The sequence below is a fragment of the Pseudomonas sp. FP215 genome, assembly GCF_030687795.1.
GTDB classification, from domain to species: Bacteria; Pseudomonadota; Gammaproteobacteria; order Pseudomonadales; family Pseudomonadaceae; genus Aquipseudomonas; species Aquipseudomonas salmasensis.
The window spans coordinates 6,501,891-6,528,243 of record NZ_CP117447.1; the positions used below are offsets into that span (position 1 = coordinate 6,501,891).

The following is a 26,353-nucleotide window of genomic DNA, read 5'->3' on the forward strand; positions in this document are numbered from 1 at the left end:
TGCCCAGCACGGCCCACCGCCGCCTGAGTCCCTTCCAAGCTCGCTAGACAGCCAACGATCAAGACCGCTGACCGCTCGCTGCGAGCAATTCCTTCAAGATCGTTGCCGGGTCGGCCCGCTGTTGCTTGCGGTAGTTGCCGACATGGCGAACGAACAGTGTCGCGCGCGTCACCAGGCTCTTGCCGAGCACTGGCTTGCGATCCAACTCTTCCTTGATCCGTTGAAACTGCGCCTGGATCACCGCATCGGTGTAGCGCGTGCCGGTGGCCAGGTTGTCGATGTAAATCGCCACCGCGCCGTCCAACGCGCTGCGTCCATTGGTGATGGCCATATCGAACAGCTGCGTGCTGGCCTCGTCCTTGCTGTCCACCGCCTGCTGGCGACTCTTCTGCAGGTTGGCCAGGCGGATGTTGTAGTTGCTGATGGTCTCGGCCACCAACGCCGCCGACTGGATCAGGTTGCCCGCCGCCTCTTCACGTTGTTGAGCGATCAGCGACACGTTGCGCTTGAGCTCTTCGTTGACCAGGCCCAGCTCGGCTTGCAGCTTGGGATCGACACTGGCGGCGATGATGCTGTCCAGGCGCTTGGTCGGGTCCTGGGCGTCGTCGATGGCGTCGGTCAGGGAGGCCAGGCGGCCTTCCTTCTGCCACTGGGCGAACAGTTCCTTGTAGCGCGAGCGCGGCGCCGACAACGCGCCAATCGCCACGCGAAAACCGGTGGTCTCGTTGCTTTGCTCGGTGCCATCAGCGGCAAACAAGGGGTATTCGCGGCGCATGCCGGTGAACAGCGTGCCCTCGCCTTCCAGGTAGTTGCCGCCCTTGACCACAAAACCGCCGTAGGTGCCCTGGCGGCGGCCGGCGTGGACCAACTGGAAGGATTCCTGGACCATTTCCGCAGCGTTGCCGATCACGTCGAACATGCCGATGGGGTTGGGCAACTTGGTACCGATGGGCATCAACCGCGCCGCCTGGCCGGTGCCGCCGGCCACTTGGTTGAACACGGCGTAATCGGCCAGCGGGCCATCACTTTCACTGCCTTCGGCGCGGCGTGGATACAGCCGGCCTTCGAGGTCCTGGCGGCTCACCGCCTGGCCGCCGCGTGCGGCGTACTCCCACTCCACTTCGGTGGGCAGGCGCACAAAGCCCAGGCCGCCGTCTTCGGCGGACGCACCGCGCCCGCTCACCGGCAGCAGCTCGCGGTGGTATTTCATCAGCCAGGCGCTGTACACCGCCGAAAAACGCTCGGCTTCAAAGCGCGACAGTTTCACCTTGGGCAAACGCCCGGCCATGCCAGTGGGCACGTCACACGCCGGCGCCGGTTCACCGCTGGCCAGGGATTGCGCCTGGGCCATCACCTGGGCGTATTGGCGGGCGGTCACTTCGTATTTGCCGATGAAATACAGCATGGGCTTGAGCGGGGTCTTGGCGTCGGTCTTCGGCATCTGCGGCGCGATGACCTTGCTCCAGTCCTTGGGCAAGTCCTTGAGGGTGAACTGGCCGTTGATGAAGTCGCGGCGGTAGCCGGAAATAAACGACTGCTGATAACCCGCCTCGCCTTCGGCAAAGGGGTAGCCCAGGTTGATTTCACGGTCATCCAGGGTGCCCTGGGCCAGGATGTAGGCGTAGCGGAACACCATGTTGCCTTCGCAGGGCAGCGGCAGGCTCACGTCGTCCGGCAACGGCTTGGGGTTGTCGAGCTTGTCACTTGCCTCATCGGCCCAGGCCAGCGAGGCCAGGCTCAGCGCCACGCAGGCGCCCAGTAATTTATACATCTCTGATTCCTTCAGAAGCCTGGATACGTGCCACCCGCCAACCACCACAGGCGGCCGCCACGGCACTGACGCCGAGCACCGCCACCAGGGCCAGGCCGTAATGGCGCGCCAACAGGTGGCTGGCGTACTCGCCCGGCACCTGCACAAAAAGCTTGTTCAACGCGGCCTCGGCCAGGCCATACAGCCCAACGCTGAGCACAGCGGCAAACCCTGCGCTGTATAGCGCTTGCAGCAGCACAAACAGCAACAACGCGGCGGTGGAAAACCCCAGCAGGCGCAACACCGAGAGTTCCCGGTGCTTGCGCGCCACCGCCGCCAGGGTGCCCGCGAAAATAGCCGCAAACGCCCCGGCCAACGCCAACCCGGCGATGATCCAGAACACAATCGACAGGTTGCGGCTCAACGATTGCACTTGAGCGATGGTGTGCGCCTGGGTTGAAACCAACAGGTTCTGCCCGGCGAAATACACCCGCAACGGTTCCACATCACTGAGGCTGCGCGCATACAGGCGAAACGCCGGGTAGATACGCTGTTCGCTCACGCTCGCCGCCTCACCAGCCCAACCCAATGCCGGTACCGCACGGCCATCGCGGTAATCTTCTGCCGTCTCCAGTAACGCTAAATCGGCAAACAGCCCCTCGCGAGCAAAGGCTTCCAGCGGCAACACCGCCAGCACCTGCAACCGCGTGCGCTGGGCCTCGACGCGCCCCGCCACCTGCCGCGCAAAGCTGGTTTCCAGCCAGTCACCGGGCCTTGCCGCGAGCTTTTCAGCGGCGGTATGGCTGAGCACGATCTGGTCCAGGCCGTGGGGCAGCGGCAAGCCTGCCAACAACGGGTCGCCTGCGGCAGTCGGCAGCATTTCCAGGGTCAAGGTGCCCACCTGCGCCGTGGCTGCAATCTGCCGTGTGCGCGGCACAGCAAAGGCCACATCGCTGCGCTCACCCAGTTGCGCGATAAACGCCGCGCTGAATCGGCCACCACCCAATGGGATGATTTCACGGCTTGCGGGGTCGGTCTCCAAGCGTTCGGTCAAACTGCTAACCAGTCCAAATTTCAGCCCGAATAACACCAGCAATGGCGCGATAACCGCCACCAATGCCAGCACCGAACAGGCCGACAGCCACCCATCGTTGCGGTAGTCCTGCCACGCAAGCGAGGCAACCAGGCCGATGCGCATCAGCACGCCTCCCCAAGGGTTGCGGTGACGCCGCCGTCTGGATCGCGCTGGCAACGGATACGCCGCACCTGCAAGCCACTGGCGCGAGCCAGCGGTTCGTCATGGGTGGCGATCACACAGGCCGCACGGTGTTCGCGGGCCTGGGCCAGCAGCGCCTGCATCACGCGCTCGGCATTGAGCGGGTCCAGGGACGCCGTCGGCTCATCGGCCAGCACCAGTTGCGGCCCATGGGCCAGAGCCCGCGCACAGCTGACCCGCTGGCGTTGGCCCACCGACAAGGCAGCCGGGCGCTTGGCCAACTGGTCGCTGATCTGCAACTGCTCGGCCAGGCGCGCCACGCAGCCGTCGTCCTGCAAGCCCAGCAGTTGGCGCGACAGCGCGATATTGCCGCGCACATCCAGAAACCCCAGCAAGCCTCCGGTCTGCGGCACATAGCCCAGGTGCTGGCTGCGCAACGCGGCCAGCGCCGATTGCCGATCAGCACGCCACAGCGCGCCGATGTCCTGTTGGTTGAACGCAAACTGCCCCACCTGATCCGGCGCCAACACCAGCGCCAGCACGTCCAGCAAAGTGCTCTTGCCGCAACCACTGGGGCCGACAATCGCCAGTTGTTCACCCGCACCCAGCTGCAATGCCGGGATCACTAGGCTGTAGCGCTGGCTACCGACGCCCCGGCTCTTGTGCACCGCGCTCAGGTTCAGCATTACGGCAGCGTCGACAGTGGCACGCGGTACAACGCATCGCCCGGTTCGGCATCGCCGAAACGGACCCAGTTGGCCACGTCGTTATGGAAGGTTTCATACAGGCGGATTTTCGAATCCAGCTCGTCGATAAAGTCTTCCTGCTCGGCCACGCTCAATGACAACCACAGGTCCTGGGTCATGTTCAGCGACTTGCTGCGGTACGGCAGGCCCTCGAGGTATTCACCGAGCAGGCCGCCGTCAGCCAGGTTGCCGCCCTTGCGCAGGGCCTGCGGGTCGCGGCTCATATAGGCCGAGGCACTGGCGATTTCCTGGAAGAAATCCTTGGGCGAGCTTTGGGTCTTGCGCGCCGCATCCACGATCAACTTCAACGATTGTTGCAGGTCGTTGAGTTGCAGTTTGGTCAGCATCACGCACACCTGGAACGCCGGCAGCGCTGGGTTGGTCAGGTCGCGGTCGGCGGTCCAAGCGCTGACCAATTGCGGTGCCTGGCTCGCGGTTTTGCGCCCGAGAAAGTCCATGTGCATGGCATAGCCGACGGCGGCGGACTTGTCCGCCAGACTCGGCGCGGCACTGAGCAACGGCACGGGCTGCGGCGTGTTGCTGCGAACCTGATGCACGAGGTTGGCGAACACCGTGCCGATCTCATCGACGCGCTCACCCAGCTTGCGCACATCGCCGCCTGGCACTGGCGTGTACAGGTCGCCGATCTGCGGGTTGGCGTCGGCGGTGAGGACGCGATACTGGCTCTCGGCGCCGGCATGGGTTTTCTTGCCGGCGTCGGTGCGCAGGTGCAGCGCATAGATCTTGATCTGCTTGCCCAGCGCGGCCTGGCGCACCTCGGCTTCGTTCATCTGGGTGGCGGCGAACGGGTCGTTCTTGCGCAACGCGCCAGCATCGGAAACCAGCAGGATGATGCGCCCGCCGTAGCCGGACCAGTCCATGCCGTCCACCGCCTGCATCACCCCGGCAAACGCGTCTTCGTTGAAGGAGTGACTGGACACCGTCGACGCTTTGACCTGGCGCGCCATCTCCAGAAAGCGCTGCGGGTCGCGGCCTTGGTCGAGACTGATCAGGGTCTTGGCGACATACTCAAGGCCCGGGGTTTTCTGGACGCTGCTGCGAAAGCCGACCATGCCGAAGCTGACGCTGTCCAACTCGCCGCGCTCGGCAATGCGGGTTTGCAGCTCATGCACCACGTCGCGAATCTGGTCGATGTAGGGCTGCATCGACACGGTGGTGTCCACCACCAGCACCACGGCCGTGCGGAACGCGTCGGCATGGGCGCTGAGCGTCGGGCTGGCCGGTTTGGCCGTGGCGCGGCTGCCTGGGTCGATGGAAGCCACGTTGAGCAACTGCACCGGTTGGCCGTTGTCGTCGAAGCTCTCTTTGGAATCAAAGATCGGCAACAGGTAGAACTGGTTCTGCGGCACCGCGCTGGCGGTGGGTTCCAGGGCCAGAACTTGCTGGTTGTCTTCACGGTTGTTCTGCGCCTTGGCCAAGGCGCTTTTCGCGGCGGCGGGGTCGGCCAGCAGTTTTTCCACTTCACCGGGCTGGCGCAGGAACATCACGGGCGCCCGCCCCGAGCGCTCGGTGAACTTGAGCACCAGGCTTTGTTTCCAGTCGCTGACCTGGGAGGCTGGCAGCCAACCGTCGCTGCGACCATCGGTGGCGGCGCCGACGCGTACCCACGGGCTGCCGTCGACGTCTTTGCGCTGGTACACGTAGAGCACGGAAAACGCCGGCAACGCTTTACCCGGCGGGCTCCCTGCGTCCGCTGAAAGCTGGGCGCCAGGTTTGCTGAGTACGCGCTGGAACAAGGTTTTCTTGCCTGCCATCAGCAACGGGCGCTGACCGCCATCCACTTCAGCGACAGCCACCGGTGGCGTCACCTTGGGCACCACGGCAGCTGGCGGCTGGGCCGGTTCATCGCCGCCGCTCAACCACCAGTAGCTGGCGCCACCAATGGCCAACGCGACGGCGACCGCCACGGCGGCCAAGGCCAATACCGGCCCACGGCGCTGCTCGGACGGGGCATTGTGCTGCGTCGGCGTGACCACCGGTTGACGCGCTATTGGCTGCGGCTGCGGTTTATCCGTCGGAATATCGACGGTGACAGGGGTCATGCCCGCCAGATCAAAGCTCAATGGAATCGGCAGCGGCCGCACCAGCGTGGCGTCCGATTCATCCGCCGGCAGTTGATCCAGCGCCAACAACAACGCTGCCGCATCTGGATAACGTTCCGCTGGGTCCTTGGCCAACAACTTGCGCAGCACGCCCTGATAGCGCCCATGGTGCACGGGCAATTCCGGCAAGGGTTCGGTCAGGTGCGCCAGCGCAGTGGAGAGCGCATCGGTGCCGTTGTAAGGCAGCTTGCCGACGAGGATTTCATACAGCACCACGCCCAGCGCGTAGAGGTCGGCGCGGCCATCGATCTCCTGGCCCCGCGCCTGCTCGGGGCTCATGTAGCTTGGCGTGCCCACGGCAAACCCGGCCTGGGTGAATTGGGTGCGATCGTCCAACGACTTGGCAATCCCGAAGTCCGACAACACTGCCGTACCATCGGCGCGGAACAGAATGTTCGCCGGCTTGACGTCGCGGTGTACCAGCCCTTGGGCATGGGCATACCCCAGGGCCGAGGCAATCTGGCGGATCAGCGTCACGCCCTGCTCCGGGGTCAGCCCAGCGGCAATGCGCTCCTTGAGCGTGCCGTTGGGCAGGTATTCCATGGCCATGTAATACAGCTCACCGACGTTGCCGATGTCATGGATGGTCACCGTGTGCGGGTGCGACAAGCGCGCCAGGGTCTTGCCCTCGCGCAGGAAGCGCTCGCAGAAACTCGGGTCGGCCGCCAGCGCTGCCGCCATCACCTTCAGCGCCACCTTGCGCTCCAGCGAGCGCTGGGTCGCCAGGTACACGCTGGCCATGGCGCCTTCGCCAATCTCGCCTTCGATGTCATAACCCGGGATGACAATGTTCATGACGAGACCTTCACGACGAGGGTGGTGATGTTGTCCGGTGCGCCGCGATTGAGCCCCAGGTGCACCAGGCTGCGCACGATTTCATCCGGCGCGTCATGGCTGAGCACGTCGCGGATTTCGTGGTCTTCGACGGTCTTGTTCAGGCCATCGCTGCACAGCAAATAGCTGTCGCCGGGCGCGATCAACAGGTCCACTGAAGCGACGTCCAACTGGGCCTCCACACCAATGGCGCGGGTGACGATATTGGAGCGCGGGTGTGTGCGGGCGTCGGCTTCGCTGAGCAGGCCGCTGTCTTGCAGGTCTTGCACGTAACTGTGGTCGCGGGAAATGCTTTCCAGCACGCCGTCGCGCAGGCGGTACAGGCGGCTGTCGCCGGCCCACAAGCACACCCCGCGCAAACCGCGCGCGGCAAATACCACCACGGTACTGCCCATCATGGTCACGCCACGGTTGGCGGTTTCTTCGCGCACAGCCGCGTTGATGCGCAGCAGGTCGTTGCGCAGCGCCGCCGAGTATTCATCCAGCGAACGGCCCAGCGGCACATGGCGCAGGCTGTCGACGATCAAGCTGCTGACATAGTCCCCCGCCGCATGCCCGCCCATGCCATCGGCCACCACCCACAAGCGGTTTTCCGGCAGGTCCAGAAAGGCATCTTCGTTGACTTGGCGAACCATGCCCACATGGCTTTTGCTCGCGGATTCGTACGTCACGCCCATCTACACCACACCTTCTTGTCCGAGCAAAAACTGCGCAAAATCGCTGGCGGCAGGCAAGCCCTGGCACCGTAATAAACCGGGGGAGATACGCTGCGAACCTCGCCCCCACCACAGGCTTGCACCCTCGCACGCCTGTTCGGCCAGCGCGGTCATACGCTGGTGCGGCACGGTGGCTGCCACCCTTTGCAGGCCGGCGAAACGGCTGTCCACCGCACGCGGCTCGCTGGCCGGCACACCCAGCTCGTCGAGCCCGGCATTGAAGCCTTCGAAGGTTGCGCCGCTGTCCAGGGTGCTGAGCAACAAGGTTTCAGCCTGCTCGAACCAGGCGTCCGAACCGCCCACCAGCGACGCCGGGTTAGTGTCGTGATCCAGCAAGATCACCACCGCCAGCGGAAAGTACCGCCCGACCCGGTCAATGCTCGGCATCACCACGCCCGCCGCCGCATCCGGCCCGCACACGCCCGGCGCCAGCACAAAGCGCCATAACGGGCTGACCAGGTACGCATTCAGCCAGTCAGCGCCGAGGCTGTTCTGGCTGGCGAGCAAACCCGCCGCCAGCCAGCTGTCCCATGGGCCGATAAAACTCTGGGGCAAGGCGCGGCTGACAAAGTCGCCGCGGCTGGCCAACTTGCCGTAAAAACCCAGGGTCGTCATAGCCGCTCCGGCAGGCTGAAGCCGCTGAGCACTCGGCTCTTGAACGGGTTGAAGGCACTGTTGGCGCGCAACTCGTAGGCGATGCTCGCGCCATCGACCCGCAGGCGCAGGTTGAAACGGTCCGGCGAGTTGCCTGCCGTGAGGTCCGATTGCTCCAGCAGGCGGAACCAGGCCCAAGGGCCGTCCAGGGTGATGCCGGAGCGACCACTGGCCGACGGCGGCATGATGGAAATACGCACCACGCCAATGCTGCCGGGGTTCGGCCATTGCATCGCTACTGGGCGGCTCGGGCCGTGGTCGTAGCTCAGTTGTTGGCCGTCCAGGTCCAGCAGGAACTGGGTGATGGTGGGGTCCATCGACACCGGCTTGAGCTCGAAACGCACGATGGGCTGGGTGCCACCGGAGCGGAAGAACGCGTCCCGAATCGTCGCCGCACGCTGGAAGGTTTGCAGCACGCCAGGGGCAATCCCCAGCTTCTGCGCCGCCCCCGGTTGCCAGCGCCAGGTCTGTGCCGACGTGTCCACATAGGGTTGCAGGTATTTGCGGAAGTAGTTGTCCATCACCCCGCCCACACCGAAGAACTGGCCGAAGTCATCCAGGGTGGCGTCCCGCGCACTGCCCGGCGACATCGGGTAACGCCCGGCCAATGACTGGCGATACACGTTGACCACTTCACTGACCCAGGCGGCGTTCAGCTGATTACGCACCCCGCCCATCATGCTGTTGGTGGTGGAATTGACCACCGACTTGACCATGCCCTGCACCAGCGGCGGCTGTCGCTCGGCATTCAGGCTGACCCGCGTGGCCGCAGCCGCCGCCTGGTTCTTGGCCTCACCGAGCAAGGCATCGCCGCTGGCACCGACCATGGCGCTGACCTGCACATACAGTGCATTCATGTCCGACAGCAGGCCGTCGATGGCCGCCGGTTCGCCTTCGTTTTTGCTGACGATGCTGTTGAGTTCGGCAAAGTGCGCAGTCACCGGATCATCCGCCGGCGCTGGGGCATTCGCCGTCGGTTGCGCCTCGCCCAGCAAGCTGCCGAGGCGCTCCTTGAGCTTGTCCACGCCGCCTTCCACCGGCACGCCTTTGGCGGCCAATTGGCGTTCTTCGGCTTGCAGGTCGGTTTCCCTGGCGACCGCCACCAGCAGCTTTTTCAACGGCGAGGTCGGCCCGGAAATCACCCGTAGCACATCGGCGGCCTGGGCCACGCTGGTGATCGGCACAAAGTCGATGTCGGCGAGCAACGCGTCCCACTGGCGCTGGTAATCCTGGAAGTACAAGCGGCGCACGTCGGCGGCCAGGCTCACCACGTTCTGCTGATCGGCCTGTTCATGGCCCAGCACCCATTGCTCTTCGGCCAGGGTGCCGGTCTGGTTCAGGCTGCTAAGCAAGAACGCCTGGCGATAGCCCTTGGCGGTGAAGAAGCCACTCAACGGTTCGCCCAACGGCTTGCCACTCTTGCGGCTGAACACCAGCGCGGCATCGCGGCCAGCGGCCTCATTGAGCCGAAAGTCCGGGATACCCTCGGGCAGCTTCTGGCGCTTGACCCGGTCGTACACGCGCTGGGCCACGGGCAGTTGCTGCAACTGCCGACGCAGGTCGTCGATCAGGCGCGGGTCCAGGCGCGCACTCGGCGGGTGGCGTTCGAACAGCGCCTGCAAGTGCCCGGCCAGGGCCTGACGCTGGTCGGCCGGCAGGTCGCGGGGCAGGTTGCGGTCCCAGTCCAGGGCGATCCAGGCCTTGATGAAGTCCGGGTCGTAATGCTCGGTGTCGGCGAGCATCAGGTAAGCCTTGAGGCCCTCGTAGAGGAAGTCGGAATTGCCGCCGCCGTGCAGTTGCTCTTCGATACGCGTCACCAGGCGTGGCGCGAACACGGCGATCAACAGTTTGCGGTACACGCTGGCGGACTCGGCTTCGAGCATATCGCCCTGGTACAGCCCCAGCCCTTCGGACCAGCTCGGCGAATCGCCCGCCAGGTTCTTCACGGCGTTGAGCAATGGCAGCACGGCAAGCACTTCCCGCTGTGCCGGGCTCAGGTTCTGGACGGTCTGACCCAGGGGCGCGACCTTCTGATCGACCTGGGCGATATACGCCTGGTTGGCGCGATAGCTCACCCACCACAGGCTGCTGACCACCACCACCAGCGCGACGGTGGCCGCCAGTACGCCACGGGCGATCCATTTGCGGCGCCGCTCGACTTTCGGGTTCACCCCCACCAAGCCGCGCTCGGCAAAGGCCACGGCGGTGAAGAGTTTTTCGATGAAGTAACTGCGCCCGGTGCCGCTCTGGCGCGCCAGGTGCTGGCGGTCCAGGTTCATGCTCTGGGCCATGGCACCGATCAGGCGGTCAATCGGGCTGCCTTCCTGTGTACCGCTGGTGAAGTACACGCCACGCAGCAACACGCGCTCTTCAAAAGCATTGGGTTTGAACACGCCTTCGAGAAAGCTTTGCAGGCAATCTTTCAACGCGCCGAACTGCTGAGGGAAACCGTAGATCAGGTCGCGTCGTGCCGGGTCGCGTTCCTGTTGCAGGCGCTCGACCAGGCGTTCGTTGAGGCGCTGCTCCAGGCCGGCGAATTCGCTTTGCAGGTGCGCCAGCGGGCTGTCGCTGTTTTTGCCGTCGTCCAGGGCAAAGGTCATGCCCCACACCTGGGCGCGCTCTTCCTTGCTCAGGTTGTCGAAGAACTCCATGAAGCCTGGCACCAGGTCGAGCTTGGTGAGCATCAGGTAGATGGGGAAACGCACGCCCAGTTGCGTATACAGCTCCTGGATGCGCAAACGAATCGCGGCGGCATGGGCGGCGCGCTCGGCGTCGGTGCCCAACAACAGATCCGAGAGGCTGATGGCAATAAACGCACCGTCGATAGGCCGGCGCGAACGCTGCTTTTTCAGCAGGTCGAGAAAGCCCAGCCAGGCGGCTTTATCCACCGTGGAGTTGCTGTCCTGGGTGGTATAGCGGCCAGCGGTGTCGAGCAATACGGCCTGGTCGGTAAACCACCAGTCGCAGTTGCGCGTGCCCCCCACGCCGCGCACCGCACCAGCGCCCAATTGCGCCGCCAGCGGGAAATGCAGCCCGGAATTGACCAGCGCGGTGGTCTTGCCCGAGCCCGGCGGGCCGATGATCACGTACCACGGCAACTCGTAAAGGTTGCGGCGCTCATCTCCGCCCAGCTTGGCTTTTTTCAGCAGTGCCAGGGCTTCATCCATACGCTGGCGCAGCGTCGACAGCTCTTCGGCAGTCGCAACGCTGTTGGGGTCGACCGGGGTTTCTGCGGCCAAGCTGCGCATCACTTCGGCGGCCTGGCGACGGGCCTGGATGATGCGGAACACGCGGTAGGCCACCCACAGCGCAAACACCAGCACGATCAGCGCCCAACGGCGCCCTTCGGGCACCAGCACGTCCAGCAGCGGGCCAACAAACCAGATGATCAGGCTCAGGGCAATCAGGCCCAGCACGGGAATCACCCAGCGAATCATGAAACTGAAAAACGCCTTCACTCGACGCCCTCCGCCAATACGGTGATTTCAACCCGACGATTGCGGGCACGGCCTTCGGCAGTACTGTTGGTCGCCAACGGCTCGGTGTCGCTGCGGCCTTCAGCACTGAAGCGTTCGGCCTGGCCGGTCTTGGCCGCGAGAATTTCCAGCACCGACTTCGCCCGGGCTTCGGACAACGCCCAGTTGGACGGGAAGCGCAGCGTGGCAATCGGGCGGTTGTCGCTGTGCCCGGTGACACGCACCTGGCCCTTGACCTTGCGAATGGCGTCAGCGATGCGCAGCATCAGCGGCTGGTAGTCATCGACGATGCTGGAGCTGGCCGAGGCGAACAGCTCATCGCCACGGATGGTCACGACAGAGCGGTCAACCTTGTCTTCCACCGCCACGCGGCCGGCCTTGATGTCGTCGGCCAGGAACCCGGCCAGGCGCGGGCGCTCGATCACTTTGGGCTGCACCACCGGACGGTCGATGGCCTGCACGGGAATCTCGCCCAGGGCATGAATGTTCTTGAACACCGGCTCGGCATCCGCCGCCAGTTTCAGGCGCAGGCCGAACAGCAACGCCAACAGCAGCGCCAAGCCAATCGCCACGGCGATCCATGGCGGCATGAATTGCGCCAGGCGATCACGGGCCACGGTCACACCGCGCCAGTGCGGCGACAGCTCACGCTCGTGCTCGCCACGGGCGCTGCGTATCGCTGCGGCGGTGCGTTCGCGCAAGGCTTCCAGCTGGCTGCGCCCGTCGGTCATCACGCGGTAACGCCCTTCAAAACCCAGGCACATGCACAGGTACAACAGCTCCAGCAGGTACAGGCGTTCCCGTGGGCTTTGCAGGCAGTGGTCAAGCAACTGGAAAACCTTTTCGCCGCCCCAGGCTTCGTTGTGCACGGTGATCAGCAGGCTTTGTTTACCCCAGTCACTGGTGCTGCCCCACGGCGTGCTCAGCACCGCTTCATCCAAGGCGGTGCACAGCGCGTAACGAGCCAACAGCACTTCATTGCGTGCCACACCAGCGGCTTCGGCGCGTTCTTCGAACTGGCGCAGGTACGCCAGCAACTGCGCACGCAGGCTGGCCGGTGCGGGATGGGCAATGGTGTTGCGCAACCGCGTCAACAACGCCAGCAACGGGCTGGCAGCGCTTTCCAGCGGGTTGAGGCCTTGGCTCTTGCCGGTGAGGATCGGCGCGGCCGGCATCGACAGCGGCGCAGGTTCGGCACGCGCGGGTGCAGGTTCTCGGCCACCCGGGCGCGGCATGAACTGGGTGCGGTCATCATCATTGGGATGCATCGCCAATTATCCTCGGATCGCCCAGAAGGCCAGGTTCAAGCCCGGGAACTGCCCGGCGATATGGAAGGCGAAACCGCCGGAATTATTCAGCTGCTGCCAGTGCTCGCTGCCACGGTCCAGCTCGTAGTAGGTGCTGCCGGCGTGGTAAGGCAATTGGCGTGGTGCCACCGGCAACGGCAGCAGGCCGATGCCCGGCAGTTGCAGGTTGACCATGTCGCGGATGTGCTCCACGGAGCCAACCTTGCTCTGCTGGCCGAAACGCGCACGCAGGGTTTCGCCGGGCACATCGGCGCGCACCACGAGGATGAAACTGGCGTTGTCGAGCAGGGTCTTGTCGGCCAGCATCGCCACATGGATGCCGTAGGCTTTCTCCACAATCGGGATCGGCGTGGCCTTGCTGTCGATCAGCATCGACAGTGCCTCACGCAGGGCCGCCATCACCGACATGTAACTCAGGGCGAGGTCGTCGTGCTGGTACTGCGGGTATTCCTGGGGGCGGCGGCCGGAGGTTGAGAAGGTAGAAAACTCACCGGCCAGGCTGACCAGTTCGCTGAAGAAGCGCTCCGGGTGCAACGGGCTCAACTGGCTGAAGTGCTGAATCAGCGGCTGGGCGCGGTTGACCAGTTGCAGCAGCATGAAGTCGGCGATCTCCGAGGCACCACCAGCCCCCGAGGCCACCACGCGACCGGCCAGGGCTTCGCCACGCTGGTGCAACAGGCCCAGCAGTTCGCTGCGAAAGGCCGTCAGCGGTTTGCTCGCGGCCACGTCCAGCACCGGCGGGATGTAGGTGTCATCGAGCACCAACGCGCGGTCGGCGCGTTTTTCCTTGATGCGTACCAGGCCGATGGCGGCGTAGTCGCTGATGCCGTCCTGCGCCGTCAGCAGGCGCAATGCCCGCGAACCCACGGCCACCGGTGCGCGATTTTCGAACGGGGCGTTGTCGTCGCGCACTTCGCGCACCTGGCTTACGTAGCGGGCGGCTTCCAGGGCCTCGCCCTCGTCCACCGTGTCACGGGCGCCGGCGCGCTTGAGCGGCAGGGCCAGGTACACCAGGCCGTCGCGCAGGTTGTCGTCGATGTTCAACGGACTCGGCGCCAGGTCATCCTGGGGAATATTGAACGGCGTGCCATCGGGCAGCAGGCCGCGGGCCGACACAATCGCCAGCTTGCCCTGGGCCAGCAGGCCCTGGTCGATCAGCAACTCGGAGAACCCCCAGGCACCCGCCGACAACGGGCGGCTGCGGGCGTCGATCAGGTTTTCCAGGTAACGGTCATGCTGCTGGAAGTGCTGCGTTCCGATGAACATGCCTTCCGACCAGACCACGCGATTGTTCCAGGACATGGGGGCTCCGATTGCTTGTTATTGGGCTGGGCTGGATGGGGAAGCCACGACGTCGGCGCGCACGGCATGCACGTCGAGGCTGATCTGGTATTCGCTGTATTGGCGCGGCGGCACGTTGATGACGGCGCGCCATTGCGCACGGTCCAACTCGCGGTAGCCCACCAGCAGGCCGATCTGGCGCGTGGAGGGGTCGAGGTCGCGCTGCACGCTCAGTTGTTGGCCGGGCTGCACCATCACTTCGTCCTGGTCCAGCAGGTCCAGGCCCAGGGTGGATTGCGCACGGTCCGCCAGGGCGAAGTAATCGGAGCGTGAAAAGGTCGCGGCGTTTTTCAATTCGAAAATGCGCACCCGCACCGGCGCGGCCTGGCCGTTGACACCGGGGTTAAGCCCGGCAATCGCGTGAAAGTGCAGCTCAACGGCGGCCGTGTCGGCTTCGGCCTCGGCAGCCGCCTGGGGTTTGACCGCGTCGTTGGCACACGCCGTCAGCAGCAGCGCGGTAGCGGCTGCGAGTAAAAACCTGGGAATCATCCTGCGTCCTCAATGACGTATTTAGCTATCCGTTTTATCCATGAGTGCGAGGCGTTTTCAGCCTCGCTGTCGTGCACTGTGTTCTTCGTAGGCCCGGCTGAATTCGCGACCGAACAGGTCCTGGAAATCATCCTGGGCCTCGCGGGAAATATTGCTGTAGAGCTCGGTGAACTGCTGCCAGTACTGGGCCTGGCGCGAACCGTTGAAAAGACTCGAGAGGCCGCCGGGTTTGCCCATGCGCTCCTCCAATTGCGCCGGTTCAAAGCGCGTGAGCAGGTGCTTGATCGCCGCTTCCACGCCAGCCATCACGGCCAACTGGTGGGCGCGCAGGTCGTCGAAACTGTCACGTACGGCGAGGTCCGGCGCCATGAATGCCTGGTTGCCATGACGCAGCAACAGCAGTAACGCTTCATCGGCATTCGGGGCGAATTTCAATGGGTTGTTTTCGGCGGGGCGGATCATCGTCTGCTGCATGCGAAACTCGCCCTTGAGGCTGGCACGGGCACGCAATACGTCGATCAAGCCCTCGACCATCAACCGGTAGCTGCGGCCGATACTTTCCATCTGCGCACAGGCGTCGGCTTTGTCCAGGCGCAACTGGTCCAGGCCCGCACCGCGCAGGAAGGCCTGCAAAAGGTCCGGTTGTAGCTCGGCATTGGCCACGGGGAGCGCAACAGGCTCAACCACGGGTGGCGGCGGGATGATCGGGTCTGGGGCGGGCGCAGCATTGACCACGGGCGCGGGCGCGTCGCCGAACAGGTCCCAGTCTTCGGGAATCACCGAGCCTTGCACCGCCGGCTTTTCGGGCGCCGGTACGGCCACCGGAGCCGGGGGGCGAAAATCGTGTTGCTCGGACGGCACATGGTCCGCCACGGTGGGCGGCGGCACGGCGGTGGGGCTGAGGAAGTCGAACAGGTCGGGCAGGGTTTCCATGGCCGAGGCGCCCTGGAATTGCGGGGCGATCATCGGCGTGGGCGCAGGCTGGCTCACCACGGCGCCCATCAGCGCTTCAAAGCTGTTGGGTGAGTCACCGGCAAATGGCTGGCTGTCGATGGCCTGCACGTTGAAGTCGATGCGCGCCTGGATTTCGTAATCACCGATGCGGATCAACTCACCGTCTTGCAACGGCTCGCTGTTACCGCGACGCATACGAATACCCGCCTTGACCAATTCCACACCATTGGTGCTGTTATCGGTTAAGTAGTAACGGCCATCTTTGTATTGAATAACGCAATGTTGCGAAGAGACGAGACGCTCAGGGTCGGGCAATACCCAGTCATTCTCAGAACTGCGGCCAATAGCCATCACGCCCTGATCCATGGACTTTTCGGGGCATTGCCCGGGGGTGATCTTGTGATAACTAGTGATAGTCAAACACAGCGACATCTTGCCTCCTTGCTGATACATCGCGCGCAGTCTACCCAGGAGGCAGTGCCACCCTGGAGAGTCCCGTCCTGTCGTAAAAACGACCGCCAAAATCTGCTTTTACCAGCATGATCGCTGATCTTAACTGGCTTCCATGACAAAAATCCGCTCTGGGCGCGCCTTTCGACCCGCCAGTCGCGCAGGTTGTTAAACACCGCACATCTGTCACAGAGGGCGAATAGCTTACCTTGACAAGCCATAAGTACTACACCAAAAATGCACAACTTCTTGAACATCAGTGATGGCGCAGTAGTGGCACGCTGAGTATATGACCAAGAAAACATGCAAAGTTCATTACGCAACTAGTGCATGCATTGCCCGCCGTCCAGCGGGCCGATAAGGAGATCGAATTCAGTGGATGTGCCGTTGCTGCTCACCGCCGTTTCCGCGACGTCGCCCTGTGGCGAGGACATGGAATATGACGCGCAATTTCTGCAGTTGGAACGTGATGCCAAGGGCCAACCCGAACGCAGCATGGGCGACTCGATCCTGCCCGCTGAGCCGCCCGAGTGGCGCAGCATCCAGCAGCAAAGCCTGGACCTGTTGCAGCGCAGCAAAGACCTGCGCATCACCCACTTTCTGCTGCAAAGCACCCTCGCCCTCCAGGGTGTGGCCGGGCTGGCCGAAGTCCTCACGCTGATCGACGCCTTGCTGCGCCAATACTGGGCGGAGCTGCACCCGCGCCTGGATGCCGACGATGACAACGACCCCACCGTGCGCATCAACGCCCTTACCGGCCTGACCTGCGAGACCAATATTCGCCTGCTGCGCGAAAGCATCCTGACGCGCTCGCGCACGTTCGGGCCCGTGACCCTGCGCGCAGCGCTCAACGCCAGCGGCCTGCAAAGTTTTGCCGATGAGCAGTTGGGCAACCAGCAACTCAACGCCGCGTTCCTGGACAGCGACCCCGAACAACTGCAAGCCACCCGTGACGCCTTGAGCGCGGCGCGTGCGGCGTGCGAGGCCATTGAGCAACAGGTCAATGACCAAGTCGGTTCCGCCCAGGGCGTGGACCTCAGCGCCTTGAAGCAGCCGCTCAAACAGGCCCTGCAACTGCTCAACCAAGCGGTGCCAGGCACCGACAGCAGCAGCGATCCCGAGGCCGTCAGTGAAGACAATGCCCCCTCGGTCGATAACGCCGCCGCGCCCGCAGCCCCTCGCCCTTCTGGCGACATCGCCACCCGCGACGATGTGCTGCGCAGCCTCGACAAAATCCTCGCGTACTACACCCGCCACGAGCCTTCGAGCCCGCTGCCGGTGTTGTTGACCCGAGCCAAGAATCTGGTGCATGCCGACTTTGCGGCCATCGTGCGCAATCTGATTCCCGATGGCATGTCCCAATTTGAAAACCTGCGCGGCCCCGAAAGCGAGTAAGCCGCCGGACCGTGCAGTAACAACACCGTCGCTCAAGCGACCAGGAGCAGCAACGTGGCGAAGCAAAGTTCTCAGAAATTCATCGCGCGCAACCGTGCGCCTCGAGTGCAGATCGAGTACGACGTCGAGCTTTACGGCGCCGAGAAAAAGGTCCAGCTGCCCTTCGTAATGGGCGTGATGGCCGACCTCGCCGGCAAGCCTGCCGAGCCGTTGGCACCCGTGGCCGACCGCAAGTTCCTTGAAGTGGACGTCGACAACTTCGACTCACGCCTCAAGGCCATGCAGCCACGCGTCGCGTTCCACGTCCCCAACGAGCTGACCGGCGAAGGCAACCTGAGCCTGGACATCACCTTCGAAAGCATGGACGACTTCAGCCCGGCCGCCGTGGCGCGCAAGGTCGACTCCCTGAACCAACTGCTCGAAGCCCGCACCCAATTGGCCAACCTGCTGACCTACATGGACGGCAAGACTGGCGCTGAAGAAATCATCATGAAGGCGATCAAGGACCCGGCATTGCTTCAGGCACTTGCCAGCGCGCCCAAGCCTGCAGGGGAGCAGTAATCATGACGGACAATACCGCCCGCGAAGGCAGCCAGATCCTGGGTACCACCGAAGAAGCCAGCGAGTTTGCGAACCTGCTGCTGCAAGAGTTCAAACCCAAGACCGAGCGTGCCCGCGAAGCCGTTGAAACTGCGGTGCGCACCCTGGCTGAACAGGCCCTGGCGCAAACCGACCTGGTGTCCAACGACGCAATCAAGTCGATCGAATCAATCATCGCCGCTATCGACGCCAAGCTCACCGCCCAGGTCAACCAGATCATCCACCACCAGGATTTCCAACAACTGGAAAGCGCCTGGCGTGGCCTGCATTACCTGGTCAATAACACCGAGAGCGATGAGCAACTGAAGATTCGCGTGCTCAACATCTCCAAGCCAGACCTGCACAAGACCCTGAAGAAATTCAAGGGCACTGCATGGGACCAGAGCCCGATCTTCAAGAAGATGTACGAAGAAGAATACGGCCAGTTCGGTGGCGAACCGTACGGCTGCCTGGTGGGTGACTACTACTTCGACCAGTCGCCGCCCGATGTGGAACTGCTGGGCGAGCTGTCGAAAGTCTGCGCCGCCATGCACTCGCCGTTCATCGCTGCGGCCTCGCCGACTGTGATGGGCATGGGCTCGTGGCAGGAACTGTCGAACCCACGCGACCTGACCAAGATCTTCACCACCCCGGAATACGCCGGCTGGCGCTCGCTGCGTGAATCGGAAGACTCGCGCTACATCGGCCTGACCATGCCGCGCTTCCTGGCACGCCTGCCGTATGGCGCCAAGACCGACCCGGTGGAAGCCTTCGCCTTCGAAGAAAACACCGACGGCGCCGACAGCTCCAAGTACACCTGGGCCAACGCCGCCTACGCCATGGCAGTGAACATCAACCGTTCGTTCAAGCACTACGGCTGGTGCTCGCGCATCCGCGGCATCGAGTCTGGCGGTGAAGTGGAAAACCTGCCGGCCCACACGTTCCCGACCGATGACGGTGGCGTGGACATGAAGTGCCCGACCGAAATCGCCATCAGCGACCGCCGTGAAGCGGAACTGGCGAAGAACGGTTTCATGCCGCTGCTGCACAAGAAAAACACCGACTTCGCCGCGTTCATTGGCGCCCAGTCGCTGCAAAAACCTGCCGAATACGACGACCCGGACGCCACTGCCAACGCCAACCTGGCCGCGCGCTTGCCGTACCTGTTCGCCACGTGCCGTTTCGCTCACTACTTGAAGTGCATCGTGCGCGACAAGGTCGGTTCCTTCAAAGAGAAGGGCGAAATGCAGCGCTGGTTGCAGGACTGGATCCTCAACTACGTCGACGGCGACCCGGCACACTCCACCGAAACCACCAAGGCCCAGCACCCGTTGGCCGCCGCCGAAGTGATCGTGGAAGAAGTCGAAGGCAACCCGGGGTATTACAACTCCAAGTTCTACCTGCGCCCGCACTATCAGCTTGAAGGGCTGACGGTGTCGTTGCGTTTGGTATCGAAGCTGCCTTCGGCAAAAAGCGCATAAGTAACGATTGAGCTAGCTCGTTCCCACGCTCCGCGTGGGAATGCCGCCCGGGACGCTCTGCGTCCCGGTGACGCGTAGCGTCACAGGATGCGTTACCACGCAGAGCGTGGGAACGATCACCCAATCAAGTGGCATGGGCCACACAGGGAGAAAACATGGCTGTTGATATTTTCATCAAGATCGGCGACATCAAGGGCGAGTCCATGGACAAGGCCCACAAGGACGAAATCGATGTGTTGAACTGGAGCTGGGGCATGTCCCAGTCCGGCAACATGCACGTCGGCGGTGGCGGTGGCGCGGGCAAGGTGAATATCCAGGACCTGTCGCTGACCAAATACGTCGACAAAGCTTCGCCCAACCTGATGATGCACTGCGCCAGCGGCAAGCACATCGACAAGGTTAAGCTGACCGTGCGCAAGGCCGGTGGCGAGAGCCAGGTCGAGTACATGGTGATCAACCTGGAAGAAGTGCTGGTCACCTCCTTGAGCACCGGCGGTTCGGGCAGCGATGATCGCCTGACCGAAAACGTCACCCTGAACTTCGCCCAAGTGATGGTCGACTACCAGCCGCAGAAAGCCGACGGCACCAAAGACGGCGGCGCCATCAAGTTCGGCTGGAACATCCGTTCCAACACCAAACGCTGATAGCCCTTGTGGCCGTGGCCTGGTGCCACGGCCATTGTGTCCCTCTCGCAACCCGTCCGTGGAGCTGCTTTGGTGGTAACTGAAATCGCTTCCCGCGACCGTCTGCAACCGTCCCTGCTGGACCGGTTGACCGACGACGACCCGACCAACCCCAAGGAAAGCGCCGACAAACGCGTGCTGTCCCTGACCCTATTGAAGGCCTCGGTGCTGCGTGACTTGGCGTGGTTGCTTAACACCACCTCGTTACTCGATACCGATGCCACGCTGCACACCCCGGCCGGCACCTCGGTGGTCAATTACGGCCTGCCGGCACTGGCGGGCAACAGCGCTTCGAGCGTCGATATCAAAGCCCTGGAAGCCTTGATTTACCAGGCCATCGCCACTTTCGAGCCACGTATTTTGCGCCATACATTGCGGGTCAAGGCGCGCATGGGCCATGGCGAGATGAACCACAACGCCCTGAGTTTCGAGATTGAAGGCGACCTGTGGGCACAGCCGGTACCGTTGCGTTTGCTGTTGCAGACCGACGTGGACCTGGAGTCCGGCCATGTGCGCGTGCTCAATGCCGACCAGCGGAGACGCCCATGAACCCGCGCCTGCTGGAGCTGTACAACCAGGAACTGCACCACGTGCGCGAAAGCGCCGCCGAGTTCGCCAAGGAATACCCCAAGATCGCCAGTCGGCTGACCCTGTCCGGTATGGACTGCGCCGACCCGTACGTCGAACGTTTGCTTGAAGGCTTCGCCTATCTCACCGCCCGCGTGCAGCTCAAGCTCGACGCCGAGTACCCGACCTTCACCCACAACTTGCTGGAAATCGCCTACCCGCACTACCTGGCACCGACGCCGTCGATGACCGTGGTGCAATTGCAGACCGACCCCGATGAAGGCTCCCTGGCCGGCGGTTTCCCGCTGCCCCGTGACACGGTGCTGCGTGCCGCCCTGGGCCGTGAAACCCAGACCTGCTGCGAGTACCGCACCGCGCACCCGGTGACGCTGTGGCCGTTGCAGGTCAGCAACGCCGAATATTTCGGCAACCCCGCCGCCGTGCTCGGGCGCCTGGCCGCCAGCGAACCGAAGGCCAAGGCCGGTCTGCGCCTGACCTTGCGCACCGGTGCCGAGCTGCCGTTCAACAGTCTCGACCTGGACACCTTGCCGCTGTACCTGAGCGGCGCTGATGAACAACCGTTTCGCCTCTACGAACAACTGCTGGGCAACGCCTGTGCGGTGTTTGCGCGCCAGCCCGGTGGCGATTGGGTCGAGCGCCTGCCCCAGGGCGCGTTGCGCTCGCGGGGGTTCGACGATGCCGATGCGGCCATGCCGGTGGTGGCGCGGGCATTCCAGGGCTATCGCCTGTTGCAGGAGTACTTCGCCCTGCCCCATCGCTTCCTGTTCGTTGAATTCGCCGAGTTGAGCCGCGCGGTCAAGCGCTGTGACGGCCAGGAGCTGGAACTGATCGTGCTGTTCGACCGCCACGAACCGAGCCTGGAGGGCAGCGTCGGCGCAGCGCAGTTTTTGCCGTTCTGCACGCCCGCCATCAACCTGTTCCCCAAGCGCGTGGACCGTATCCACTTGTCCGACCGGGTCAATGAACACCATGTGATCGCCGACCGTACGCGGCCGATGGATTTCGAGATTCACTCCTTGAGCGGCATCACCGGCCACGGCACCGGGCCGGAGCAGCCGTTCTTGCCGTTCTATGCGGTGCGCGATCCGTCGCGTTATGGCCGCGACCAGGCCTATTACAGCGTGCGCCGCGAGCCGCGGGTGCTGTCCAGCGACCAACGCCGCAATGGCCCGCGCTCCACTTATGTGGGCAGCGAAACCTTCGTCAGCCTGGTGGACAGCCGCCAGGCGCCGTATCGCCATGACCTGCGCCAGTTGGGCGTGACGGCGCTGTGTACCAACCGCGATCTGCCGCTGTTCATGAGCGTGGGCAACGGCAAGACCGACTTCACCCTGGCCGACAGCGCGCCGGTACTGGCCGTGCGGTGCGTGGCGGGGCCAAGCCGCCCGCGTGCCAGCCATGCGCATGACGCCAAGGCCTGGCGCCTGATCAGCCAGTTGTCGCTCAACTACCTGTCCTTGAGCGAGCAGGGCCAAGGCGCCGGCGCCTTGCGCGAACTGCTGCGCCTGTACGGCGACAGCAATGACGCCGCCCTGCAATTGCAGATCGAAGGCCTGCGCGAAGTCAGCAGCAAGGCGGTGACCCGACGCCTGCCGATGCCTGGCCCGATTGTGTTTGGGCGCGGCCTGGAAATCACCTTGGAGTTCGATGAAAACGCGTTTCGCGGCACCGGCGTGTTCCTGCTCGGTGCGGTGCTGGAGCGCTTCCTGGCACGCTACGTGTCGATCAACAGCTTTACCGAGACGGTGATCCGTACCACCGAACGCGGCGAGATCATGCGATGGAAAGCCAAGCCCGGACGGCGTCCGACCCTGTGAGCACCCTGGACGCGATGCACCAGGAGCCCTGGGAATATGACTTCTTCCAGGCATTGCGGCGCATCGAGTGCGAAACGCCCGAGCTGCCACGCCTGGGCCATTCCCTGCGCCTGGCCGATGATCCGCTGCGCCTGGGGCAGCAGGCCGATTGCACCTTCGCACCCGCCACCCTCGCCTCGGTCGACCCGGGAGGCGATGGCAAGCCGGCGCGGCTGGAGCAGTTCTTCTTCGGCCTCGGCGGCCCCAACGGCCCGCTGCCGCTGCACATCACCGAGTACGTACGCGAGCGCCAACGCAACAACGCCGACAGCACCAGCAAGCAGTTCCTGGATGTGTTCCACCATCGCCTGCTGACTCTGTTCTATCGGGCCTGGGCCGAGGCGCGGCCTACCGTCAGCCACGACCGCCCGGACGATGACTACTGGTCCGCCCGCCTCGCCGCCCTGAGTGGCCGTGGGATGCCGAGCCTGCTCAATCAAGGGCTGATCCCCGATACCGCGAAGCTGCATTACAGCGGCCATCTGTCGGCGCAAACCCGCTACCCGGATGGCTTGAAAGCGATCCTCGGCGAGTACTTTGGCCTGCCGGTAGCGATCGAAGAATACGTCGGCCAATGGCTGGAACTGCCCGAACGCAGCCGCGTGGGGGTCAGCGCCAACCAGTTGGGCGTGGACTTCTGCCTGGGCAGCCACGTGTGGGACCGCCAGCACAAATTCCGCATCCGCCTGGGCCCGCTCACGCTGGATGACTACATGGGCATGCTGCCTGGCCAACAGCCGTTCAACGAGCTGGTGGCGTGGGTGGCCGAGTACCTGGGCCATGAACTGGACTGGGACTTGAACCTGGTTTTGCAACAACCCGAAGTTCCGGCGCTGCAACTCAACGGCCAGTTCCGCCTGGGCTTCAACACCTGGCTCGGCCAACCTGCGCATGACGCCAACGACCTAATCCTGGCCCGGCATTACGCCGACCACGCCACCACCTCAAGGAATCCAGAGCATGGGTGAAATCAGTCGCGCCGCACTGTTCGGCAAACTCAACAGCGTGGCCTACAAGGCCATCGAAGCCGCCACGGTGTTCTGCAAGTTGCGGGGCAATCCGTATGTGGAACTGGCCCACTGGTTTCACCAGTTGCTACAACTGCAGGACTCGGACCTGCACCGCATCATCCGCCAGTTCAACGTGGAGCCGGCACGCCTGGCTCGCGACCTCACCGAAGCCCTGGACCGCCTGCCGCGCGGCTCCACGTCGATCACCGACCTGTCCTCCCATGTGGAAGAGGCCGTAGAACGCGGCTGGGTGTATGGCAGCCTGATGTTTGGCGAAAGCCAGGTGCGCACCGGTTATCTGGTGCTGGGCATCTTGAAGACGCCGAGCCTGCGCCATGCGCTGCTGGGTTTGTCCGGCGAGTTTGACAAGATCAAGGCCGAGGCCCTGAGCGAGCGCTTTGATGAATACGTCGGTGACTCACCGGAAAACGCCTTGAGCGCCAGCGACGGCTTCAATGCCGGTGTCCCTGGCGAAGCCAGCGGGGCCATGGCGCCCAGTGCAATGGGCAAGCAGGAAGCGCTCAAGCGTTTCACGGTGGACCTGACCGAACAGGCCCGCAGCGGCAAGCTCGACCCCATCGTCGGCCGTGACGAAGAGATCCGCCAACTGGTGGATATCCTCATGCGTCGGCGCCAGAACAACCCGATCCTCACCGGTGAAGCCGGGGTGGGCAAGACTGCCGTGGTTGAAGGCTTCGCCCTGCGCATTGTTGCCGGTGACGTGCCGCCTGCGCTCAAGGACGTGGAGCTGCGTAGCCTCGACGTGGGCCTGTTGCAAGCCGGCGCCAGCATGAAAGGCGAGTTCGAACAGCGCCTGCGCCAGGTCATCGAAGACGTGCAGGCCTCGCCCAAGCCGATCATCCTGTTTATCGACGAAGCCCATACCCTGGTGGGTGCCGGTGGCGCTGCCGGCACTGGTGACGCGGCCAACCTGCTCAAGCCTGCCCTGGCTCGTGGCACCTTGCGTACCGTGGCTGCCACCACCTGGGCCGAGTACAAAAAGCACATCGAGAAAGACCCGGCCCTGACTCGCCGCTTCCAGGTGGTGCAGGTTGCCGAACCGTCTGAAGACAAGGCGCTGCTGATGATGCGCGGCGTGGCGTCCACCATGGAAAAACACCACCAGGTGCAGATCCTCGATGAAGCCCTGGAAGCCTCGGTGAAGCTCTCCCACCGCTACATTCCGGCGCGCCAGTTGCCGGACAAATCCGTGAGCCTGCTGGACACCGCCTGTGCCCGCGTCGCTATCAGCCTGCACGCGGTACCCGCGGAGGTGGACGACAGCCGTCGCCGTATCGAGGCCCTGGAAACCGAGCTGCAAATCATCGCCCGTGAGCATGCGATCGGCATCGCCACCGGTACGCGCCAGAGCAACAGCGAAGCCTTGTTGAACGCCGAACGCGAGCGCCTGGCGACCCTGGAAAGCCGTTGGGCTGAAGAAAAAGCCTTGGTAGATGAACTGCTCGCCACCCGTGCCACCTTGCGCGAAAAAGCCGGGGTGGTGGACAGCGGCAACGATGCGTTGCGTGCGCAATTGGTCGACCTGCAACAGCGCCTCACCGCTCTACAAGGCGAGACCCCATTGATCCTGCCGACCGTGGATTACCAGGCCGTGGCCTCGGTGGTCGCCGACTGGACCGGCATCCCGGTGGGCCGCATGGCGCGCAATGAACTGGAAACTGTGCTCAACCTCGACCAACACTTGAAGAAACGCATCATCGGCCAGGACCATGCCCTGCAGATGATCGCCAAGCGCATCCAGACCTCCCGCGCCGGCCTCGACAACCCGAGCAAGCCGATTGGCGTGTTCATGCTGGCCGGTACCTCGGGTGTGGGCAAGACCGAAACCGCCCTGGCCCTGGCCGAAGCCATGTACGGCGGCGAGCAGAACGTCATTACCATCAACATGAGCGAATTCCAGGAAGCCCACACCGTGTCCACCCTCAAGGGCGCGCCACCGGGCTATATCGGCTACGGCGAAGGCGGTGTACTGACTGAAGCGGTGCGACGCAAACCCTACAGCGTGGTGTTGCTCGATGAGGTGGAGAAAGCCCACCCGGACGTGCACGAGATCTTCTTCCAGGTGTTCGACAAGGGCGTGATGGAAGACGGCGAAGGCCGGGTGATCGACTTCAAGAACACCCTGATCCTGCTGACCACCAACGCCGGTACCGAGCTGATCTCCCACGTCTGCAAGGACCCGGCGAATATCCCCGAGCCCGAGGAAATCGCCAAGGCCCTGCGCCAGCCGCTGCTGGAGATTTTCCCACCGGCGTTGCTCGGTCGACTGGTGACTATTCCGTACTACCCGCTCAGCGATGAGATGCTCAAGGCGATCACGCGCCTGCAATTGAACCGCATCAAGAAGCGTGTGGAGAACACCCATAAAGTCGCGTTCGAGTATGACGACGCCGTGGTCGACCTGATCGTCTCGCGCTGCACCGAGACTGAAAGCGGCGGGCGCATGATCGACACCATCCTCACCAACAGCCTGCTGCCGGACATGAGCCGCGAGTTCCTCACGCGCATGCTGGAAGGCAAGGCGTTGGCGGGAGTGCGGATCAGCAGTCGGGATAATGAATTGCACTACGACTTCAGCGACGCGGCATAAGCGCCACAATGCCTGACACCTGTAGGAGCGAGCTCGCTCGCGAAGAACTCAAGATCGCCGCGTTCATTCAGAATGCCCGCGTCATCGTTGACGA

At 63.7% G+C, this 26,353-nt stretch carries 19 protein-coding genes; 8 read left to right on the top strand and 11 right to left on the bottom strand.

The features are described from left to right. Window positions 1–58: 58 nt before the first annotated feature. The 11 genes from PSH76_RS29680 to tagH are packed head-to-tail and all read right to left on the bottom strand — an operon-like array spanning window position 59 to window position 16,038. Window positions 59–1,771 carry an SUMF1/EgtB/PvdO family nonheme iron enzyme gene (locus PSH76_RS29680; RefSeq protein ID WP_098950039.1) on the bottom strand — a complete coding sequence of 571 codons (1,713 nt, stop codon included), beginning with the start codon at window positions 1,769–1,771 and terminating at the stop codon, window positions 59–61. Continuing rightward, window positions 1,764–2,948, bottom strand: a complete 1,185-nt coding sequence (locus PSH76_RS29685) for an FtsX-like permease family protein (protein ID WP_278918555.1) — start codon at window positions 2,946–2,948, stop codon at window positions 1,764–1,766. Before PSH76_RS29685 ends, PSH76_RS29680 begins: the two co-directional genes overlap by 8 nt. Continuing rightward, a complete protein-coding gene (locus PSH76_RS29690; protein WP_032894523.1) occupies window positions 2,948–3,652 on the bottom strand; it encodes an ABC transporter ATP-binding protein in 705 nt (234 codons plus the stop codon). Before PSH76_RS29690 ends, PSH76_RS29685 begins: the two co-directional genes overlap by 1 nt. Continuing rightward, on the bottom strand, window positions 3,652–6,630 hold the full coding sequence (locus PSH76_RS29695) for a serine/threonine-protein kinase (protein WP_305493357.1): 2,979 nt from the start codon (window positions 6,628–6,630) through the stop codon (window positions 3,652–3,654). Before PSH76_RS29695 ends, PSH76_RS29690 begins: the two co-directional genes overlap by 1 nt. Beyond that, window positions 6,627–7,346 carry a PP2C family serine/threonine-protein phosphatase gene (locus PSH76_RS29700; RefSeq protein ID WP_034129104.1) on the bottom strand — a complete coding sequence of 240 codons (720 nt, stop codon included), beginning with the start codon at window positions 7,344–7,346 and terminating at the stop codon, window positions 6,627–6,629. The genes PSH76_RS29695 and PSH76_RS29700 overlap by 4 nt, the downstream gene beginning before the upstream one ends. Continuing rightward, window positions 7,347–8,000 (bottom strand): type VI secretion system-associated protein TagF, encoded by a 654-nt coding sequence (gene tagF / locus PSH76_RS29705; RefSeq protein ID WP_032894519.1) that lies wholly within the window; start codon window positions 7,998–8,000, stop codon window positions 7,347–7,349. It lies immediately after the preceding gene. After that, window positions 7,997–11,497, bottom strand: a complete 3,501-nt coding sequence (gene tssM, locus PSH76_RS29710; RefSeq protein WP_034129106.1) for a type VI secretion system membrane subunit TssM — start codon at window positions 11,495–11,497, stop codon at window positions 7,997–7,999. The genes tagF and tssM overlap by 4 nt, the downstream gene beginning before the upstream one ends. Continuing rightward, window positions 11,494–12,783: a DotU family type VI secretion system protein gene (locus tag PSH76_RS29715; RefSeq protein ID WP_305493358.1), complete on the bottom strand. Its 1,290-nt coding sequence runs from the start codon at window positions 12,781–12,783 to the stop codon at window positions 11,494–11,496. The genes tssM and PSH76_RS29715 overlap by 4 nt, the downstream gene beginning before the upstream one ends. A gap of 6 nt (window positions 12,784–12,789) precedes the next feature. Then, the gene (gene tssK, locus PSH76_RS29720) at window positions 12,790–14,124 is read right to left on the bottom strand and encodes a type VI secretion system baseplate subunit TssK (RefSeq protein ID WP_032894514.1); all 1,335 of its coding nucleotides are present in this window, start codon (window positions 14,122–14,124) and stop codon (window positions 12,790–12,792) included. Between the two features lie 18 nt (window positions 14,125–14,142). Continuing rightward, a complete protein-coding gene (tssJ, locus tag PSH76_RS29725; RefSeq protein WP_169855616.1) occupies window positions 14,143–14,652 on the bottom strand; it encodes a type VI secretion system lipoprotein TssJ in 510 nt (169 codons plus the stop codon). A gap of 57 nt (window positions 14,653–14,709) precedes the next feature. Then, window positions 14,710–16,038: a type VI secretion system-associated FHA domain protein TagH gene (tagH, locus tag PSH76_RS29730; RefSeq protein WP_305493359.1), complete on the bottom strand. Its 1,329-nt coding sequence runs from the start codon at window positions 16,036–16,038 to the stop codon at window positions 14,710–14,712. A gap of 393 nt (window positions 16,039–16,431) precedes the next feature. On the opposite strand from tagH, the gene tssA reads away from it, so the two are divergent. The 8 genes from tssA (at window position 16,432) to tssH (ending at window position 26,259) form a co-directional block, all read left to right on the top strand. Continuing rightward, window positions 16,432–17,451 (top strand): type VI secretion system protein TssA, encoded by a 1,020-nt coding sequence (tssA, locus tag PSH76_RS29735; RefSeq protein ID WP_032894509.1) that lies wholly within the window; start codon window positions 16,432–16,434, stop codon window positions 17,449–17,451. A gap of 54 nt (window positions 17,452–17,505) precedes the next feature. Then, a complete protein-coding gene (gene tssB / locus PSH76_RS29740) occupies window positions 17,506–18,012 on the top strand; it encodes a type VI secretion system contractile sheath small subunit (protein ID WP_003195557.1) in 507 nt (168 codons plus the stop codon). Between the two features lie 2 nt (window positions 18,013–18,014). Beyond that, entirely contained in the window at window positions 18,015–19,511 is a 1,497-nt protein-coding gene (gene tssC, locus PSH76_RS29745; protein ID WP_305493360.1) for a type VI secretion system contractile sheath large subunit, read from the top strand. A 155-nt stretch (window positions 19,512–19,666) separates the two neighbouring features. Beyond that, window positions 19,667–20,155, top strand: coding sequence for a type VI secretion system tube protein Hcp (locus tag PSH76_RS29750; protein WP_003195562.1), 489 nt, complete (start codon window positions 19,667–19,669; stop codon window positions 20,153–20,155). A 72-nt stretch (window positions 20,156–20,227) separates the two neighbouring features. Beyond that, window positions 20,228–20,743: a type VI secretion system baseplate subunit TssE gene (gene tssE / locus PSH76_RS29755; protein WP_305493361.1), complete on the top strand. Its 516-nt coding sequence runs from the start codon at window positions 20,228–20,230 to the stop codon at window positions 20,741–20,743. Continuing rightward, window positions 20,740–22,599: a type VI secretion system baseplate subunit TssF gene (tssF, locus tag PSH76_RS29760; protein WP_003195564.1), complete on the top strand. Its 1,860-nt coding sequence runs from the start codon at window positions 20,740–20,742 to the stop codon at window positions 22,597–22,599. The genes tssE and tssF overlap by 4 nt, the downstream gene beginning before the upstream one ends. Further along, window positions 22,563–23,606, top strand: coding sequence for a type VI secretion system baseplate subunit TssG (gene tssG, locus PSH76_RS29765; protein ID WP_032894505.1), 1,044 nt, complete (start codon window positions 22,563–22,565; stop codon window positions 23,604–23,606). The genes tssF and tssG overlap by 37 nt, the downstream gene beginning before the upstream one ends. Continuing rightward, the gene (gene tssH / locus PSH76_RS29770; RefSeq protein WP_305493362.1) at window positions 23,599–26,259 is read left to right on the top strand and encodes a type VI secretion system ATPase TssH; all 2,661 of its coding nucleotides are present in this window, start codon (window positions 23,599–23,601) and stop codon (window positions 26,257–26,259) included. The genes tssG and tssH overlap by 8 nt, the downstream gene beginning before the upstream one ends. Window positions 26,260–26,353 lie beyond the last annotated feature (94 nt).